Raw genomic sequence first — 15631 nt, 5'->3', positions numbered from 1 at the left:
CGACGCCATCATCGCAAACTACAATAACACACCCAGAAAATGCCTCGGCTTCAAAACTCCAGCCGAAACATTCCTCCCGTTGCACTTCCAATGTGAATCCACACCCGCATCAAGTCCGGGGTGACGGCGTTTGATGAGTGTCCGCAATTCACTCAATGTCGCCGATCGCCTCCGCTAGCCCTTGGCCACGAACGCGCTGTATCGGTCTCGCCAGGCGGCCACTTCTTCTTTCAAATGACCCGGCGCGGGGTCGCCTGACAGGACGAGGCTGGCGACTTTATCGTCCGGGTGCATCAGCATCTTCTTGGACCCGTCGCTGAACCAGACGGGTATCAGTTGATCGCACAGGGCGTCGAGGATGGTGGCGGCCATGCCATTGGTGATCGCGTCGCTGCCCGGCTCCATGCGGACCATGATCGAGACGCCTTCGAAACAGTTGCGCGGTTCGCGGACGAAATCGAGCGACACCAGGATGCCGGATCGGTCCGGGCGCGCCGCATCGGGGAGGCGCGCGACCCTGCGCCAGGCGCAAAACCAGGTTCGGCAGATGGGCGGGCGATCGGCATGAATGCTGCACCCCTGCGCGCCGAGGTGGACGCAGGGGATACCGGGCGGCTTCTGGAAATCGGGTGTATCGACGGTGAGGATGGTGCAGCAGGCCGTGCAATCGCCGCAGGCGCGATCCGGCAGGACTGGCCCCAACAGGGTGGTTTCCAGATCAGTCTCTCTATGCATCCGCGCCGAGGTGCCTTGGCCCCGTCGGTAATGCAAGAGGGTTGCGGGTGGGGTGGCGCTTGGGATGGCGCGGCCCCCGCCCGTCACTCGCCGACCGTCAGTTCCTCATAACAGCCGCGCGCTTCGGTTGCGGGGCCGCGTCTGGTGGGGAGGTGGGTGATGCGGACGACGCGGACGGTGGTGCCGTGGGGGAAGGTGATGAGGTCGTGCGCGCGCACGGGGGCGTGGGCGCGGTCGATGCGGCGGCCGTTGAGGCGGATATGCCCGTCCTCCGCCAGTTTCTGGGCGCTCGACCGGCTGGAGCAGAGCCGGACGAACCAGAGATATTTGTCGATGCGCAGCGTCGGCGCATGGCCGGGGGCTGCGCCCGGATCAGCCATTGCGACCAAGCAGCTCGGCCAATCCGGCAAAGGCATTGTTGGCGGGCGCGGGGCTGCCGCCGGTGGGGTTCGGGCGCGAGGGCACAGGTGCGCCGTCCTTGTTGCCGCGACGGCCAGGGGCGGGCTTGTCGCCGCGTGGCTTCTGCTCATTGTCTGGGCGGCCGGTGCGCGGTCGGGCGTGCTGGGCGCGTTCGGGGCGGGGTTTCTGGCGGCCCTTGAACACCCAGTTCGCCGCGCTGACGGGGGGCGCTTCTGCCGTTTCAGCTCCTTCGACAACTTCCTCGGCCGGGGCCGGGGTGGGCGCTTCGACCGGACGGAAGCCTGCCGCGCGCATCAGTTGCAGGAAAGCAGGTTCGAGCAGGCCGAGCGAGACGATCTGCGGGCTGACCGCGGTGAAGGCTTCGCCCTTGGCGATCGCCTCATGCGCGGCGCGGGCCATGCGTTCGGCCATGTCGATGCGCAACATCTGATCGCCAAAGCCGCGAAAGCCAGCGATTCGCGCACCCATCTGCGCGAATTTGTCGCCAACCGGCAGCAGGGTGAGGCCGGGCAGTGGCAGCGGCAGGCAGGGCTTGCCGAGTCGCGCTGCCAGCAAGGCCGAGCGCCAGCGCGCCGCGCCGGGCTTGAGCAGGCCGGGATGATAGATGTCGAGCACGCCGATATCGATGCCCGCGCGGCGCAGCAAATGGCGCTGGTCCTTGTCGAGATGGCCGAGCGCGGCGTCGAGATCGACCCGCGCCATCACGCCGCCGCCATCGGCCAACTGCGCGAACACCGCGCGCACCACGGCGGGGACGGCCGGATCGGCGGCGCTTTCGGCCATTTTTACCAGCGGTAACAGATGCTTCTGCTTCTGCGCGTCGAGCCAGCTGGCCAGCCGCGTGGCGACCTGCTTCTGCAGATCGGGCGCCAGTTCGAGCAGCGCGCGGTCGAGCCGGATTTCGGGTGTCAGCAGGGTCGGCCCCGCCAGCAGGGTCGCGACCGTCGCCTGCCCCCAGGCGATGCCCGGCATCTGTCCCGCTTCGTCCAGCAGGGCAAAATCCGCATCCGCCGCCGCAACCAATTCATCTGCCTTCACACGCAATACCTTTCCAAGGCGCCTTTCCGCCGCCGCCAACAGCATCTTCCTGTCCTGATGCCGCGTAGCGGGATCGACCGAGAAACGAAATCCGTCAAGTCGCCCGATCGATTCTCCATCGACGCTCACGCTGCCGTCCGGTTCGACGGTGACCGGCAGGGTGCTGGCATTTTGGCCGAGATCGCGCAACAGGACGGTGGTGCGCCGGTCCACGAAACGCTGCGTCAAGGCGGCGTGGAGCGCATCGGACAGCTTTTCCTCCAGCGCGCGGGTGCGTTCGGCCATTTCGGCAGGATCGGCGAGCCAGTCGGCTCGGTGGGCGATGTAGGACCAGGTGCGCGCCGCGGCGATCCGGCCCGCCAGCGTGTCGATGTCGCCCTGGACCGAATCGAGCCGGGCGATTGCCTGCGCAAACCAGTCGCGGGGGATGTGGCCATTGCCTTCGGAGAGGAAGCGCCAGATGCGCGCGACGGCGCGGCCATGATGTTCGGTGCCGAGCTTCTGGAAATCGGGCAGGCTGCACGCGGCCCAGAGCCGTTCGACCTGCCGCTGGCCACGCGCGCGGTCGATGACGAGGGGATCGTCGGCGAGCCGCTTGAGGACGGAGAGATCGACCGCCTGCGGCGCGGCGCGCAGTTCGGGGCGGTCGGGCCGCTCCTCCAGATCAGCGATCAGATGGTCGAGCCGGTCGGTGCGCGGGGTGCCGTCGCGCCAGAAAAGATGGTCCACCGGCGGGAAGCGATGCGCCTCGATCGCTTCGATCTCTTCGGGGGTGAAGGCAGCATCGCTATCTTCGCCGCCCAGCGATCCGAAGGTGCCATCCTTGTGATGCCGCCCGGCGCGCCCGGCGATCTGCGCCATTTCGCTGACGGTCAGGCGGCGGGTGCGGCGGCCATCGAATTTGCGCAGCGAGGCGAAGGCGACATGGGCGACGTCGAGGTTCAGCCCCATGCCGATCGCGTCGGTGGCGACGAGATAATCGACCTCGCCATTGAGGAACATCTGCACCTGCGCGTTGCGGGTACGGGGGGACAGCGCGCCCATTACCACGGCGGCACCACCCCGGAAACGCCGCAGCATTTCGGCGACGGCATAGACTTCCTCGGCCGAGAAGGCGACGATGGCGGAGCGTTTGGGCAGGCGCGACAGCTTCTTCGCGCCCGCATAGGAGAGGGTGGAGAAGCGCGGGCGGCCGATGATCTCGACATCCTTGACCAGCGCCTTGACGGTGCGGGCGATGCTGGCGGACCCCAGGATCATGGTTTCCTCGCGCCCGCGCGCGCGGAGCAGCCGGTCGGTGAAGATATGGCCGCGTTCGGGGTCCGCGCCCAGTTGCGCTTCGTCCAGCGCAACGAAGGCATAATCGCCGGTGATCGGCATGGATTCGGCGGTGCAGAGGAAATAGCGGGCGTGGGGCGGGACGATCTTTTCCTCGCCGGTGATCAGCGCGACTTGCGCCGGGCCTTTGATCGCGACCACCCGGTCATAGACTTCGCGGGCGAGCAGGCGGAGGGGGAAGCCCATCATGCCGCTGCTGTGCCCGCACATGCGTTCGACCGCGAGATGGGTCTTGCCGGTATTGGTTGGCCCCAGGACGGCGGTGACGGGCGATCGGGCAAAGGCAACCATGGTGGCCCTCTGTCGAGCATGGGAGGCGATGGAGCAAGGAGATTCGCGGGTTCCCTACCTTGGTGCATTCCTATCGGGTCCGTGGCACGGGTCGTCGCAGGCGCGTGCGTCATTGGCGCGTCTTAAATTGACTTTAACCCTGCCGCTTCACAAGGGTCTGGCCCGACGCATGGCGCGGGGGCCGTTGCGTCGCCAAGCAATGCTATCATGCCCCTGGGGGTCGTCGGTTTGTTTCAGGATAGCCAGTTCGGATCGCAGCAGGGCGGCGCCACCATGTCGCTATGGCTGGCCGACTCGCTGCGTCAGCCTGCGCCGGTGCCGCCGCGGGACTGGCGGATGCGGCTGCGCGAATGGGCGGATGAGGTAGAACTCGTCCCCGACCTTGCCCAGCGGATCGGTAGCCCGACCTGGTTTCGGGGGCTGGCCAGCTGTTTCGGGCTGTGCGCGACGGCGCTGTATCTGTCGCCCGGTTTCAAGCCCATTCCGGGGCTGCCCGGCCGGACGATGGCCGAAGCGCACTATGACGAAGTGCGCAGCCAGATGATCACGCCGCTGGCGCTGGGCGCGGACAGCGGGCGGCGGATGGGCGCGACCGATGCGGTGCAGCCATTGCGCCAGACGCCCGAACGACCACAGATCGAACTCAATGCCCAGGTCGGCAGCAGCGACACGCTGGCGCGCGCCTTGTCGCGCGCGGGGGTCAGCAGCGGCGATGTGGCGACGATCAACGCGCTGGTCGGCGCGGATATTAGTGATGGGGTGAAGCCGGGCACGCGGCTCGACATTATATTGGGTCGCCGGGCCAGCCGCGACCGGCCCCGGCCGCTCGATCGGCTGGCGTTCCGCGCGCGGCTCGACCTGGCGCTAGAGCTGGAGCGGGTGGGCGGGGTGCTGTCGGTGCGGCGCATTCCTATTCGCGTCGATAATACGCCGCTGCGCATTCAGGGTGTGGTGGGCGACAGCATCTATCGCTCGGCGCGTGCTGCAGGAGCCCCGCCCAAGGCGGTGCAGGCCTTCCTGCGGGTGATAGCGGGGCAGGTCGATCTGGGTGGCATCGGCGCGGGGGACCGCTACGACATCGTGACTGAATATCGCCGCGCGGAAACGGGCGATATCGAGGTTGGCGAGTTGCTCTATGCCGGGTTGCAGCGCGCGCGCGGCAAGTCGATCGATATGCTCAAATGGACCAGCAATGGCCGCACCGAATGGTTCGAGGCGTCGGGCGTTGGCGAGCGGCGCGGCGTGCTGTCGGCCCCGGTCGCCGGGCGCATGTCGTCCAGCTATGGTATGCGGCGGCACCCGATTTTGGGCTATAGCCGGATGCATGCGGGGATCGACTTCGCGGCGCGCTATGGTTCGCCCATCTATGCGGTGACCGATGGCGTGATCGCCTATGCCGGGCGGCATGGCGGGCATGGCAATTATGTGCGTATCCAGCATGGCGGCGGTATCGCCACCGGTTATGCGCATATGAGCCGCATCGCCGCCGCGCCGGGCCAGCGTGTCCGCCGAGGCCAAGTGATCGGCTATGTCGGCTCGACCGGCCTGTCGACCGGGCCGCATCTCCATTATGAACTCTATCGCGGCGGTGCGACGGTCAATCCGCTGTCGGTGAAGTTCACCACGACGGCGCAACTGGCGGGCAATGATTTGCGGGCGTTCCGCGCGCAACTGGCGCGCTACAAGGGGCTGCCTGTGGGCCAGCGCCAGGCCTTTGCCGAAGTGCCATCGGCCGCGCCGGTCGCCAGCGGAAAATAAGCCGCTTCCCGCGCGGGTGCCGCTTGGGTAACGAGCGGGGATGATTGCTTCCGCTCCGGCTTCCGTCACTGCCATCCTGCTTGCGGGTGCGCGGCCCATTCCCGATCCGTTGGCGATCGCCGCAGGCGTGCCGGTCAAGCCGCTCGCGCCGGTCGCGGGCGAGCCGATGATCAATCGCCCGGCGCGCGCGCTGCTCGATCATCCCGCGATCGGGCAAGTGATCGTCCTGACGCAGCGGGCCGATGCCTTTGCCGCCGATCCGGCGACGGCGTGGCTGGGTACGCATCCGCGCGTGCGGTTCGAGCGGGGCGGGGCGGGGATTGCCTCGTCGCTGCTGGCGTTGATGGAGGCGGGCGATCTGCCCTTTCCTTTGTTGCTGACCACGGCGGATCATGTGCTGCTCGATCGGGCGATGCTCGATCAGTTCATTGCCGAGGCGACGGGCGCGGATATTGCAGTCGCCATGGTTGAGCGGGCGACGCTGCTGGCGCGCTATCCGCAATCGCGGCGGACCTGGCTGAAGTTTCGCGATGGCGGTTGGTCGGGCGCAAATATCTTCTGGTTCGGCAGCGAGAAGGCCCGGCCGGTGATCGCTTTGTGGCAGGAGGTGGAGCAGGACCGCAAGAAGGGCTGGAAAATCCTGTCCGCCTTCGGGCCGCTGGCGTTGCTGGGCGCGCTGTTGCGGATTTCGACGCTGCGCGGCGGGATGGCGCGGGTCGGGCGACGCTTTGGCCTGGTGGCGCGGTTGGTGGCGATGGCGCAGCCCGAAGCGTGCATCGATGCGGACAAGCAGGCGGATGTAGATTTGATCGAGGCGATATTGGCGGGGCGGTAGGCGTTATTCGGGGTTCCGTTCGTTTCGAGCGCAGTCGAGAAACTTTCGCACAGGTTTCTCGACTGCGCTCGAAACGAACGGCAGGTGGTGGCTTACTTGTCGCCCGCCACGGCCCGACGACTGGCCCAGCCCATCATCGCGAAACCGCCAAGGGCAGCGACGATATTCGCGACCGCTGCGCCGATGGTGCCGTAGAGTGGCAGCAGTGCGGCTTGCAGGCCGAGCAGCAGCAGGGTGGCGACGAAGGTGATGCGCAGCGACAGGCCCGCGCGATCGGTCGCCATCAGCAGCGGGCGGTAGCTGACGCCGATCAGTTCGATGCAGGCGGCGATGCCGAGCAGCAGCAGCAGCGGATAGGCGGGCAGAAAGTCCGGCCCGGCGATGAAGCCCAATAGCGGGCGGCCGATGGTCGCAATCAGCGCGATGATGACCGCGCCCGCGATCAGCGCCAGCCGGTTGGTGCGGCGGAACAGCGCGCCGAGCGCTTCCTTGCCATGGCTGCTGGTGCGCGAGAGTTCAACGAAGATGCTGCGTGACAGCAAGCTGCTGATCTTGGTCAGCGAATTGGCGAGCTGATTGGCGAGGCGGTAGAGGCCAGCGCCCACCGGGCCGACGAAGGCGCCGACGATTAGCACCGCGACCTGCTGGCCGATCGAGGTGAGGCTGGTCTGGAGGTTGGTGGCGGTCAGAAAGCCGATGATGCCGGGGTTTTCGCGGCGGGCGTCGATCGCCCGTCCGGCGCGCCAGTGACCGATGCGGCCATGGCCGACGCGCAAAGCCAGCCCCCAATAGCTGAGCGCACAAAGCAGTTCGGCAAAGGCCCAGGCGATGAGGAAGCCGGTGATGTCGGGCATCCACAGCAAAGCCGCCCCTGCGCCGATCATGCGCCCCACCGGGATCATGGTTTCGGCGAGCGCGGCGCTGTCGAACCGGTCGAACAGGCGCAACAGGCCGGTCGGGCTGGAGCGGATGGTGATCATCATCACCATGCAGAAGAGCCAGACCTGCCAGGCCATTTGCGGTCCGACCTCCAGCAGGTCAGCGAACAGGAGCAGGATGGCGGCGGCGATCAGCCCGCCTGCGACCGCGGATGCCAGGTCGATCAGGATGCAGAAGCGCAGCACCCGGTTGAGCGCATCGCCTTGGCCTGCGGTCAGATGCGGCTGACCATAGCGCACGACAATCTGCCAGCTATCGAAGGACACCAGCGTCTTGATGACCTGCGCGGCGCTCAGCACCAGGGCGAAGCGGCCGAAATCGGCGACGCCGAGCGTCCGGGTGACGATGGCGAGATAGGCGATGCTGAGGACCGCGCCGACGCCCTTGCCGCCCAGCAGCCAGCCGGTATTGGCCAGGATGCGCGAAAAGCCGTCGCCTGCCTGCCCCGATCCGCGTTTGACCTTCACGTCTGCCCTGGCCTTTCACCCGGATGCCGGTCATCCGGCGTGCGCCTGTCTAGGGGGTTCGGGCCGTCGTGCAAACCCCGCCTTTTTTTCGGCCAAATTGCCGTTTAAGGCCGCGCGCTATGACGATCAGCAAAGCCATCATCCTTTCCGCCGGGCAAGGCTCACGCCTGTTGCCGCTGACCCGCGACGTGCCCAAATGCATGATCGAATTTAACGGGCGCACCCTCATCAGCTGGCAGGTCGCCGCTTTGGTCGCCAACGGCGTGACCGATATCGTGGTGGTGACGGGCTTTCGCACCGAGCGGGTCGAGGATCATGCCTTGCAGCTTTACCGCGAGACGGGCGCGCGCATTCGCACGGTGTTCAATCCCTTCTTCCAGGTCGCGGATAACCTTGGCACCTGCTGGATCGTGCGGGAAGAGATGGACCGCGACTTCATCATCCTGAACGGCGATACCATCGTGTCGGACGAGATCGTCGCCAAGCTGATCGCCGGCGCGACCGATGCGATCACCGTCACCGTCGATGTGAAGCCCGATGGCGATTATGATGATGACGACATGAAGGTGAACCGCGACGAGAGCGGCCGCCTGCACCATATCGGCAAGCGGTTGCTGCCGCCCGACACCAATGCCGAATCGATCGGCATGCTGGCTTTCACCGGCGAAGGCCCGGCGATTTTCCGCAATCAGATCAACCAGATGATGCGGACGCCCGAAGGCGTGGAACGCTGGTATCTGCGCGCGATCGACATCATCGCCAAGGGGAACCGGGTGGGCACCGTGTCGATCGACGGGTTGCCGTGGCAGGAGGTCGATTTTCCGCAGGATGTAGAAGCGGCGGCCGCGCTGACGGCGCGGTGGGTCGATGAGGGGCGCTATCGGCGATAGGGGGGGCGGGTGAACGTCGTGCTTTTCAGGCGGATTGCAGGACAGAGGCATTTTCTGTCTCGATAGGGTGACACCTCTGCATCTGATCATAAGCCATGATGAATCTGGATCGGTTATATAACATCCGTTCGTGCTGAGTAGAGACTGAGCTTGTCGAAGGCTCGTATCGAAGCATTATATGCAGCGCCTGATCCTTCGATATGCCATTTCGACTTCGCTCAATGGCTACTCAGGACGAACGGGGTCTTATAATGCCATAGTCAGTCCTGCTTCCGACCCTTGCAAGGCAATGACATGAAAAAGGCCTCCGTTTTGCGGAGGCCTTTTTCATTTGCGCGAGGTGGCGGCGATCACATGTGGATCGGTTTGCCGGTGACCGCCATGGCGGCTTCCTTGATCGCTTCGCTGTGCGTGGGGTGGGCGTGGCAGGTGTAGGCGATGTCTTCGCTCGATGCGCCGAACTCCATCGCCTGTGCCGCCTGCGCGATCATCGTGCCGGCGGGCGTGGCGATGATCCAGACGCCCAGCACCTTGTCGGTTTCGGCGTCGGCGATGATCTTCACGAAGCCTTCGGGCTCATGATTGGTCTTGGCGCGGCTGTTGGCCATCATCGGGAATTTGCCGACCTTGATCGCGCCCTTTTCCTTGGCGGCTTCCTCGGTCAGGCCGACGCCCGCGATTTCGGGCTTGGTATAGACGACCGAGGGGATCAGGTCGTGGTTCACGATGCCGGTCAGGCCCGCGATATTTTCCGCGACCGCAATGCCTTCATCTTCGGCCTTGTGCGCGAGCATCGGGCCGGGAATGACGTCGCCAATCGCCCAGACGCCGGGCACCTTCGTACCGAACTCATGATCGGTTTCGATCTGGCCGCGCGCATTCAGTTCCAGCCCGATCTTGTCGAGGCCAAGGCCGTTGGTGTTGGGACGACGGCCGATCGATACCAGCACGACATCGGCTTCGATGGTTTCAGCATCGCCACCGGCGGCGGGTTCGACGGTCAGCGTCACGCCCTTGTCATGCGCTTTCGCGCCGGTGACCTTGGTGCCCAGGCGATATTCAAAGCCCTGCTTCTTGAAGATCTTGTTGGCTTCCTTGCGGACTTCGCCGTCCATGCCGGGCAGGATCTGGTCGAGATATTCGACGACCGTGACCTTCGCGCCCAGGCGACGCCACACGCTGCCCATTTCCAGGCCGATGACACCGCCGCCGACGACCACGAGATGGCCCGGCACCTTGTCCAGCACAAGCGCGCCGGTCGAATCGACGATCTTGCCGCCGTCATTGTCGACTTCGACGCCGGGCAGCGGCGTGACCGACGAGCCGGTGGCAATGACGATATTCTTCGCCGTTACCTTTTCGCCGTTGATTTCAACGGTGTTGGCGCCGGTGAAGCTGGCCAGGCCCTTGAGCCAGGTGACCTTGTTTTTCTTGAACAGAAATTCGATGCCGCCGGTCAGACCCTTGACCGCATCGGCGCGCTGGCCCTGCATGGTCGTGAGGTCGAGGCTCATCTTGTCGATCTTGACACCGAGCTTGGCGAGCGTGCCGTTGGCCGCTTCGTCATAGAGTTCGGAGGCGTGCAGCATTGCCTTGGACGGGATGCAGCCGACATTGAGGCAGGTCCCGCCGAGCGTGTCGCGGCTTTCGGCGCAGGCGGTCTTGAGACCCAGCTGCGCGGCACGGATCGCGGCGACATAACCGCCGGGGCCGGACCCGATCACCAGAACGTCATAGTCGAAATCGGACATGTTATTCTCCGTTCGCCCTGAGCCTGTCGAAGGGCATTACTGCTTCTTTTGTCCTTTGCACAGAAAGGACGGGGCTTCGACAGGCTCAGCCCGAACGGATATGGTGTCTGATTGTGACTTTTACAGGTCGATCAGCAGGCGGGTCGGGTCTTCGATCGCGTTCTTGACCGCGACGAGGAAGGTCACCGCTTCGCGACCATCGACCATGCGATGATCGTAGCTGAGCGCCAGATACATCATCGGACGGATCACGATCTGACCGTCGCGAACGACCGGGCGGTCCTCGATCCGGTGCAGGCCCAGAACGCCCGACTGGGGCGGGTTGATGATCGGGCTGGACAGCAGCGAGCCGAACACGCCGCCATTGGAGATGGTGAAGGTGCCGCCCTTCATATCTTCCATGGTCAGCTTGCCTTCCTTGGCCTTCTTGCCAAAGCCGCCGATGGTCTTTTCGATCTCGGCAACGCTAAGCGATTCCGCGTTGCGGATGACCGGAACGACGAGGCCGGTAGGGGCCGACACCGCGACCGAGATGTCGCAGAAATTATTGTAGACGATTTCGTCGCCTTCAATCTGCGCATTGACGCCCGGAATGTCGCGGAGCGCCATGCAGACTGCCTTCGTGAAGAAGCCCATGAAGCCCAGACGGACGCCATGCTTCTTTTCGAACAGGTCTTTATACTTCGCGCGCGCCTCGATGATGTTGGTCATGTCCACGTCATTATACGTGGTCAGCATCGCTGCGGTATTCTGCGCTTCCTTCAAACGCTTGGCGACCGTCTGGCGCAGGCGGGTCATCTTCACCCGTTCCTGCGCGCGGGTGGGGCCAGCGGCAGGAGCGTCGGCGGCAGGGGCCGAGGCTGGCGCGGACGCGGCGGCCTTGGCCGTTCCAGCGGCAACAGCGGCGGTGACGTCGTCCTTGGTCAGGCGACCGTCCTTGCCAGTGCCCTTGATCTTGGACGGGTCAAGGCCATGCTCCAGCACCAGGCGGCGCACGGCGGGGGAGAGCGTCAGATTGCCGCCTTCATCCTCGTCCGACGCGGCTGGCGCAGGGGCCGATGCGGCAGGCGCAGGCGCAGCGGCCTCCGCCTTGGCAGCGGGGGCGGGCGACGCTGCAGGAGCGGCGGCCGCAGCCGCGCCCTCGTTGACCATCGCCAGCAGCGCGCCGACATTCACGGTGTCGCCTTCCTTGGCGATGATGTCGCCCAGCGTGCCGGCAACCGGGGAGGGCACGTCGACCGCCACCTTGTCGGTTTCCAGGCTGACGATGGGTTCGTCGAGCGCGACGGCTTCACCGGGCTTTTTGAGCCACTGGCCCACGGTCGCTTCGGTAACGGATTCGCCCAGTGTTGGGACTTTGACTTCGGTAGCCATGAGCTTGTTCAGCCTTTCTTCTGGCGTCGGATTTCTTCACGGACGCTGTGACCCAGCGCATCGGCGACGAGGGCGCCCTGTTCGGCGACATGGCGTTTGGCGAGGCCCGTTGCGGGCGACGCCGAGGCCTTGCGACCGGCATAGCGGGCGCGCATCGGTGCCTTGCCGACGTCCGCCAAGGCTTCCTCGATATAGGGCTCCACATGGAACCACGCGCCATTGTTGCGTGGCTCTTCCTGGCACCAGATCACTTCTTCCAGCTTGGGCATACGTTCCATGCGGATGGCGAGTGCTTCGGTGGGGAAGGGATAGAGTTGTTCGATACGGACGATCTGGGTGTTCTTGTCTCCGGCCGCATCGCGCGCTTCCATCAGGTCGTAGGCGACCTTGCCCGAACAGAGCACCAGCCGCTTCGTTTCCGCATCGGGTGCCGGGTTCATGTCCGACAGGATGCGCATGAAGTGGGTGTCGCCCTGGAAATCCTCAGCCTTGCTCACCGCCAGCTTGTGCCGCAGCAGCGACTTGGGCGTCATGATGATCAACGGCTTGCGGAAGGGACGCAGCATCTGACGGCGCAGGACGTGGAAATAGTTCGCCGGGGTCGTGATGTTGGCGACCTGAATATTCCCTTCGGCGCAGAGCTGAAGGAAGCGTTCCAGACGCGCCGAACTATGTTCGGGCCCTTGTCCTTCATAGCCGTGCGGCAACAGGCAGACGAGGCCGTTGGCGCGCAGCCATTTGCTTTCCGACGAAGCGATATACTGGTCGAAGATGATCTGCGCGCCGTTGGCGAAATCGCCGAACTGCGCTTCCCACAGGACCAGGCTCTTGGGGTCGGCCAGGGCATAGCCATATTCGAAACCAAGCACGCCATATTCGGACAAGGGGCTATCCAGCACCTCGAACCGGCCATGACGGACGGTCGAGAGCGGGATATATTTCTTTTCCGTATTCTGGTCGACCCAGACCGAGTGACGCTGGCTGAACGTGCCGCGCCCTGAATCCTGGCCCGACAGGCGCACGCCATAGCCTTCCGACAGGAGCGAGCCGAAGGCCAGCGCCTCGCCGGTCGCCCAGTCGAAATTCGCGCCCGTCTTGAACATCTCCGCCTTGGCGTCCAGCACGCGCTGGAGCGTCTTGTGGACGGCATGGCCTTCGGGAACGGTGGTCAGCGTCTTGCCCAGGCTTTCCATCAGCTTGGGCGAGATGGCGGATTCGACGCTGCGGCGCGTGGTTTCCGCGTCGGCGGGCTTGTGGAGACCAGACCAGCGACCAGCGAACCAATCGGCCTTGTTGGCCTTGTAGCTCTTGGAGGCTTCGAACTCGTCTTCCAGATGGGTGACGAACTCGTTAGTCGCGCTGGCCACGAAATCGTCGCCGATCACGCCCTGTTCCTTGAGGCGCGTGGCATAGACGTCGCTGACCGGCGGGTGCTGGCGGATTTTCGCGTACATCAGCGGCTGAGTGAACGAAGGCTCGTCGCCTTCATTATGGCCAAAGCGGCGATAGCACCACATGTCGATCACGATGTCGCGGTGGAAGGTCTGGCGATATTCGACCGCCAGTTTGCAGGCGAAGGTCACCGCTTCGGGATCGTCGCCATTGACGTGCAGGATCGGCGCCTGAACGCCCTTCGCCACGTCGGACGGGTAGGGCGAGCCGCGCGAGAATTGCGGGCTGGTGGTGAAGCCGACCTGGTTGTTGACGATGAAGTGGATGCAGCCACCGGTATTGTAACCCGACACGCCGGAGAAGCCGAGGCATTCCCAGACGATACCCTGACCCGCGAACGCTGCGTCGCCATGGATCAGCACGGGCAGAACCTGCTCATGCTTGTCGAGGTCGTCGCGGAAGGTCTGCTGCGCGCGGACTTTGCCGAGGACGATCGGATCGACCGTTTCGAGATGCGAGGGGTTGGGCACCAGCGACATATGGACCTTGATCCCGTCGAACTCGCGATCGGTGGAGGTGCCCAGATGATATTTCACGTCGCCCGAACCGCCGACATCTTCGGGGTTGGCGGTCCCGCCGGAAAATTCGTGGAAGATGACGCGGAAGCCCTTGGCCATCACATTGGCGAGGACGTTGAGGCGGCCGCGATGGGCCATGCCATAGACGATTTCGCGCACGCCCGACTGGCCGCCATATTTGATGACGGCTTCGAGCGCGGGGATCATGGATTCGCCACCGTCGAGGCCGAAGCGCTTGGTGCCGACATATTTGCGGCCCAGGAACTTCTCATATTGCTCGCCCTGGATGACCTTGGCCAGGATCGCCTTCTTGCCTTCCGGCGTGAAGATGATTTCCTTGTCCTTGCCTTCCATCCGGTCCTGCAGGAAGCGGCGCTCCTCCACATCGGCGATGTGCATATATTCGAGGCCGACATTGCCGCAATAATTGGCGCGCAGAATCGCGACGATCTCGCTGACGCTGGCAAATTGCAGGCCGAGCGTGCCGCCGAGATAGATTTTCTTGTTGAGGTCGGTCAGGCCGTGAAATTCCGGCGTCAGGTCCGCCGGCAGATCGCGATGGGTCAGACCCAGCGGATCGAGATTGGCGGCCAAATGACCGCGCACGCGATAGGTGCGGATCAGCATCATCGCGCGGATGGAATCTTCGGCGGCCTGCGCTATGTCGGCATCCGACACCGCCTTGCCCGCAGCTTTGGCGGCGGCCTTGACCGCGACCTGCATCTGCGTGGGGTCAAGCGCCCCGGTGAGGTCGTCAGTGTCCGACAACGGCCAATTCGGGCGCGCCCAGCTGGGGCCTTGCTCGATCTCGAAATCCTGGTTTTCGTAACCCATAATATCTTGTCCGATCCGTGCCGCGTGCAGTCGCGGTGCGGGAAGTGAGCGGCCAGGGTGCAGCCCGGCCGCCTCTATATATAGTCGCTTTTTAGCCGTTCAGCACTTCGAGCAGAGTCGTGCCGAGTTCCGAGGGGCTGGCCGCGACCTTGATCCCGGCGGCTTCCATCGCCGCGATCTTGCTTTCCGCGTCGCCCTTGCCGCCCGATACGATCGCACCGGCATGGCCCATGCGACGGCCCGGAGGGGCGGTGCGGCCCGCGATGAAGCCGGCCATCGGCTTCTTGCGGCCACGCTTGGCCTCATCCATCAGGAACTGGGCGGCCTGTTCTTCCGCATCGCCGCCGATTTCACCGATCATGATGATCGATTCGGTCGCGTCGTCGGCCAGGAACAGTTCCAGCACGTCGATGAAGTTGGTGCCGTTGACCGGATCGCCGCCGATGCCGACAGCCGTGGTCTGGCCCAGGCCCGCGTTCGAGGTCTGGAACACCGCTTCATAGGTCAGCGTGCCGGAGCGCGATACGACGCCGACGCTGCCCTTCTTGAAGATGCTGCCGGGCATGATGCCGATCTTGCACTCGTCGGGGGTCAGGACGCCGGGGCAGTTGGGGCCGATGAGGCGCGACTTGCTGCCCGACAGCGCGCGCTTGACGCGCACCATGTCGAGCACAGGGATGCCTTCGGTGATGCAGATGATCAGCGGGATTTCCGCGTCGATCGCTTCGAGGATCGAGTCGGCGGCAAATGGTGGCGGCACATAGACCACCGACGCATCAGCGCCGGTCTTGGTCTTGGCTTCCAGCACGGTGTCGAACATGGGCAGGCCGATATGGGTCTGGCCGCCTTTGCCCGGCGTGACGCCGGCCACCATCTGCGTGCCATAGGCCAGCGCCTGTTCGGTATGGAAAGTGCCGGTGGCACCGGTCATCCCTTGCGTGATGACCTTGGTATTCTTGTTGACGAGAATGCTCATAGACGGCCTCTGTCC

11 protein-coding genes are annotated in these 15631 nt (G+C 64.7%); 3 read left to right on the top strand and 8 right to left on the bottom strand.

Features of this window, described 5'->3' with window-relative positions:
- Positions 1-174: 174 nt before the first annotated feature.
- The 3 genes from SxD43FB_RS13105 to SxD43FB_RS13095 all read right to left on the bottom strand — a co-directional run bounded on the left by SxD43FB_RS13105 (position 175) and on the right by SxD43FB_RS13095 (position 3822).
- Complete coding sequence (locus SxD43FB_RS13105) at positions 175-735, bottom strand: zinc/iron-chelating domain-containing protein (protein WP_096062555.1); 561 nt, start codon at positions 733-735, stop codon at positions 175-177.
- 83 nt (positions 736-818) lie between these two features.
- Positions 819-1115, bottom strand: coding sequence for an RNA-binding S4 domain-containing protein (locus SxD43FB_RS13100; protein ID WP_096062554.1), 297 nt, complete (start codon positions 1113-1115; stop codon positions 819-821).
- Positions 1108-3822: a helicase-related protein gene (locus SxD43FB_RS13095; protein WP_096062553.1), complete on the bottom strand. Its 2715-nt coding sequence runs from the start codon at positions 3820-3822 to the stop codon at positions 1108-1110. The genes SxD43FB_RS13100 and SxD43FB_RS13095 overlap by 8 nt, the downstream gene beginning before the upstream one ends.
- Before the next feature lie 207 nt (positions 3823-4029).
- On the opposite strand from SxD43FB_RS13095, the gene SxD43FB_RS13090 reads away from it, so the two are divergent.
- Both SxD43FB_RS13090 and SxD43FB_RS13085 read left to right on the top strand, forming a co-directional pair.
- Entirely contained in the window at positions 4030-5580 is a 1551-nt protein-coding gene (locus SxD43FB_RS13090; RefSeq protein ID WP_096062552.1) for a M23 family metallopeptidase, read from the top strand.
- A 40-nt stretch (positions 5581-5620) separates the two neighbouring features.
- Positions 5621-6415 carry a nucleotidyltransferase family protein gene (locus SxD43FB_RS13085; RefSeq protein WP_096062551.1) on the top strand — a complete coding sequence of 265 codons (795 nt, stop codon included), beginning with the start codon at positions 5621-5623 and terminating at the stop codon, positions 6413-6415.
- A 92-nt stretch (positions 6416-6507) separates the two neighbouring features.
- Here SxD43FB_RS13085 and SxD43FB_RS13080 read toward each other — a convergent pair whose 3' ends face one another.
- Positions 6508-7821, bottom strand: coding sequence for an oligosaccharide flippase family protein (locus SxD43FB_RS13080; protein ID WP_096062550.1), 1314 nt, complete (start codon positions 7819-7821; stop codon positions 6508-6510).
- Positions 7822-7940: 119 nt separating this feature from the next.
- Between SxD43FB_RS13080 and SxD43FB_RS13075 the strand changes: the two genes are divergently transcribed.
- Complete coding sequence (locus tag SxD43FB_RS13075) at positions 7941-8711, top strand: phosphocholine cytidylyltransferase family protein (RefSeq protein ID WP_037477105.1); 771 nt, start codon at positions 7941-7943, stop codon at positions 8709-8711.
- A gap of 350 nt (positions 8712-9061) precedes the next feature.
- On the opposite strand, the gene lpdA is transcribed toward SxD43FB_RS13075, so the two are convergent.
- The 4 genes from lpdA to sucD form a co-directional block, all read right to left on the bottom strand.
- Positions 9062-10462, bottom strand: coding sequence for a dihydrolipoyl dehydrogenase (gene lpdA / locus SxD43FB_RS13070; protein ID WP_096062549.1), 1401 nt, complete (start codon positions 10460-10462; stop codon positions 9062-9064).
- Between the two features lie 120 nt (positions 10463-10582).
- Positions 10583-11836, bottom strand: coding sequence for a 2-oxoglutarate dehydrogenase complex dihydrolipoyllysine-residue succinyltransferase (gene odhB / locus SxD43FB_RS13065; protein ID WP_096062548.1), 1254 nt, complete (start codon positions 11834-11836; stop codon positions 10583-10585).
- An 8-nt stretch (positions 11837-11844) separates the two neighbouring features.
- Positions 11845-14640: a 2-oxoglutarate dehydrogenase E1 component gene (locus SxD43FB_RS13060; RefSeq protein ID WP_096062547.1), complete on the bottom strand. Its 2796-nt coding sequence runs from the start codon at positions 14638-14640 to the stop codon at positions 11845-11847.
- A 91-nt stretch (positions 14641-14731) separates the two neighbouring features.
- Positions 14732-15616 (bottom strand): succinate--CoA ligase subunit alpha, encoded by an 885-nt coding sequence (gene sucD, locus SxD43FB_RS13055; RefSeq protein WP_096062546.1) that lies wholly within the window; start codon positions 15614-15616, stop codon positions 14732-14734.
- Between the last annotated feature and the right edge of the window lie 15 nt (positions 15617-15631).

The sequence above is a fragment of the Sphingobium sp. D43FB genome (genome assembly GCF_002312805.1).
Taxonomy (GTDB): Bacteria; Pseudomonadota; Alphaproteobacteria; order Sphingomonadales; family Sphingomonadaceae; genus Sphingobium.
This window is presented reverse-complemented; position numbering and strand designations above follow the sequence as displayed.

What these genes read in the sequence shown, in the direction of transcription:
- SxD43FB_RS13105 (WP_096062555.1), bottom strand. Translation starts at nt 735, where the DNA reads ATGCATAGAGAGACTGATCTGGAAACCACCCTGTTGGGGCCAGTCCTG.
- lpdA (WP_096062549.1), bottom strand. Translation starts at nt 10,462, where the DNA reads ATGTCCGATTTCGACTATGACGTTCTGGTGATCGGGTCCGGCCCCGGC.
- SxD43FB_RS13090 (WP_096062552.1), top strand. Translation starts at nt 4,030, where the DNA reads ATGCCCCTGGGGGTCGTCGGTTTGTTTCAGGATAGCCAGTTCGGATCG.
- SxD43FB_RS13095 (WP_096062553.1), bottom strand. Translation starts at nt 3,822, where the DNA reads ATGGTTGCCTTTGCCCGATCGCCCGTCACCGCCGTCCTGGGGCCAACC.
- SxD43FB_RS13100 (WP_096062554.1), bottom strand. Translation starts at nt 1,115, where the DNA reads ATGGCTGATCCGGGCGCAGCCCCCGGCCATGCGCCGACGCTGCGCATC.
- SxD43FB_RS13085 (WP_096062551.1), top strand. Translation starts at nt 5,621, where the DNA reads ATGATTGCTTCCGCTCCGGCTTCCGTCACTGCCATCCTGCTTGCGGGT.
- odhB (WP_096062548.1), bottom strand. Translation starts at nt 11,836, where the DNA reads ATGGCTACCGAAGTCAAAGTCCCAACACTGGGCGAATCCGTTACCGAA.
- SxD43FB_RS13075 (WP_037477105.1), top strand. Translation starts at nt 7,941, where the DNA reads ATGACGATCAGCAAAGCCATCATCCTTTCCGCCGGGCAAGGCTCACGC.
- SxD43FB_RS13060 (WP_096062547.1), bottom strand. Translation starts at nt 14,640, where the DNA reads ATGGGTTACGAAAACCAGGATTTCGAGATCGAGCAAGGCCCCAGCTGG.
- sucD (WP_096062546.1), bottom strand. Translation starts at nt 15,616, where the DNA reads ATGAGCATTCTCGTCAACAAGAATACCAAGGTCATCACGCAAGGGATG.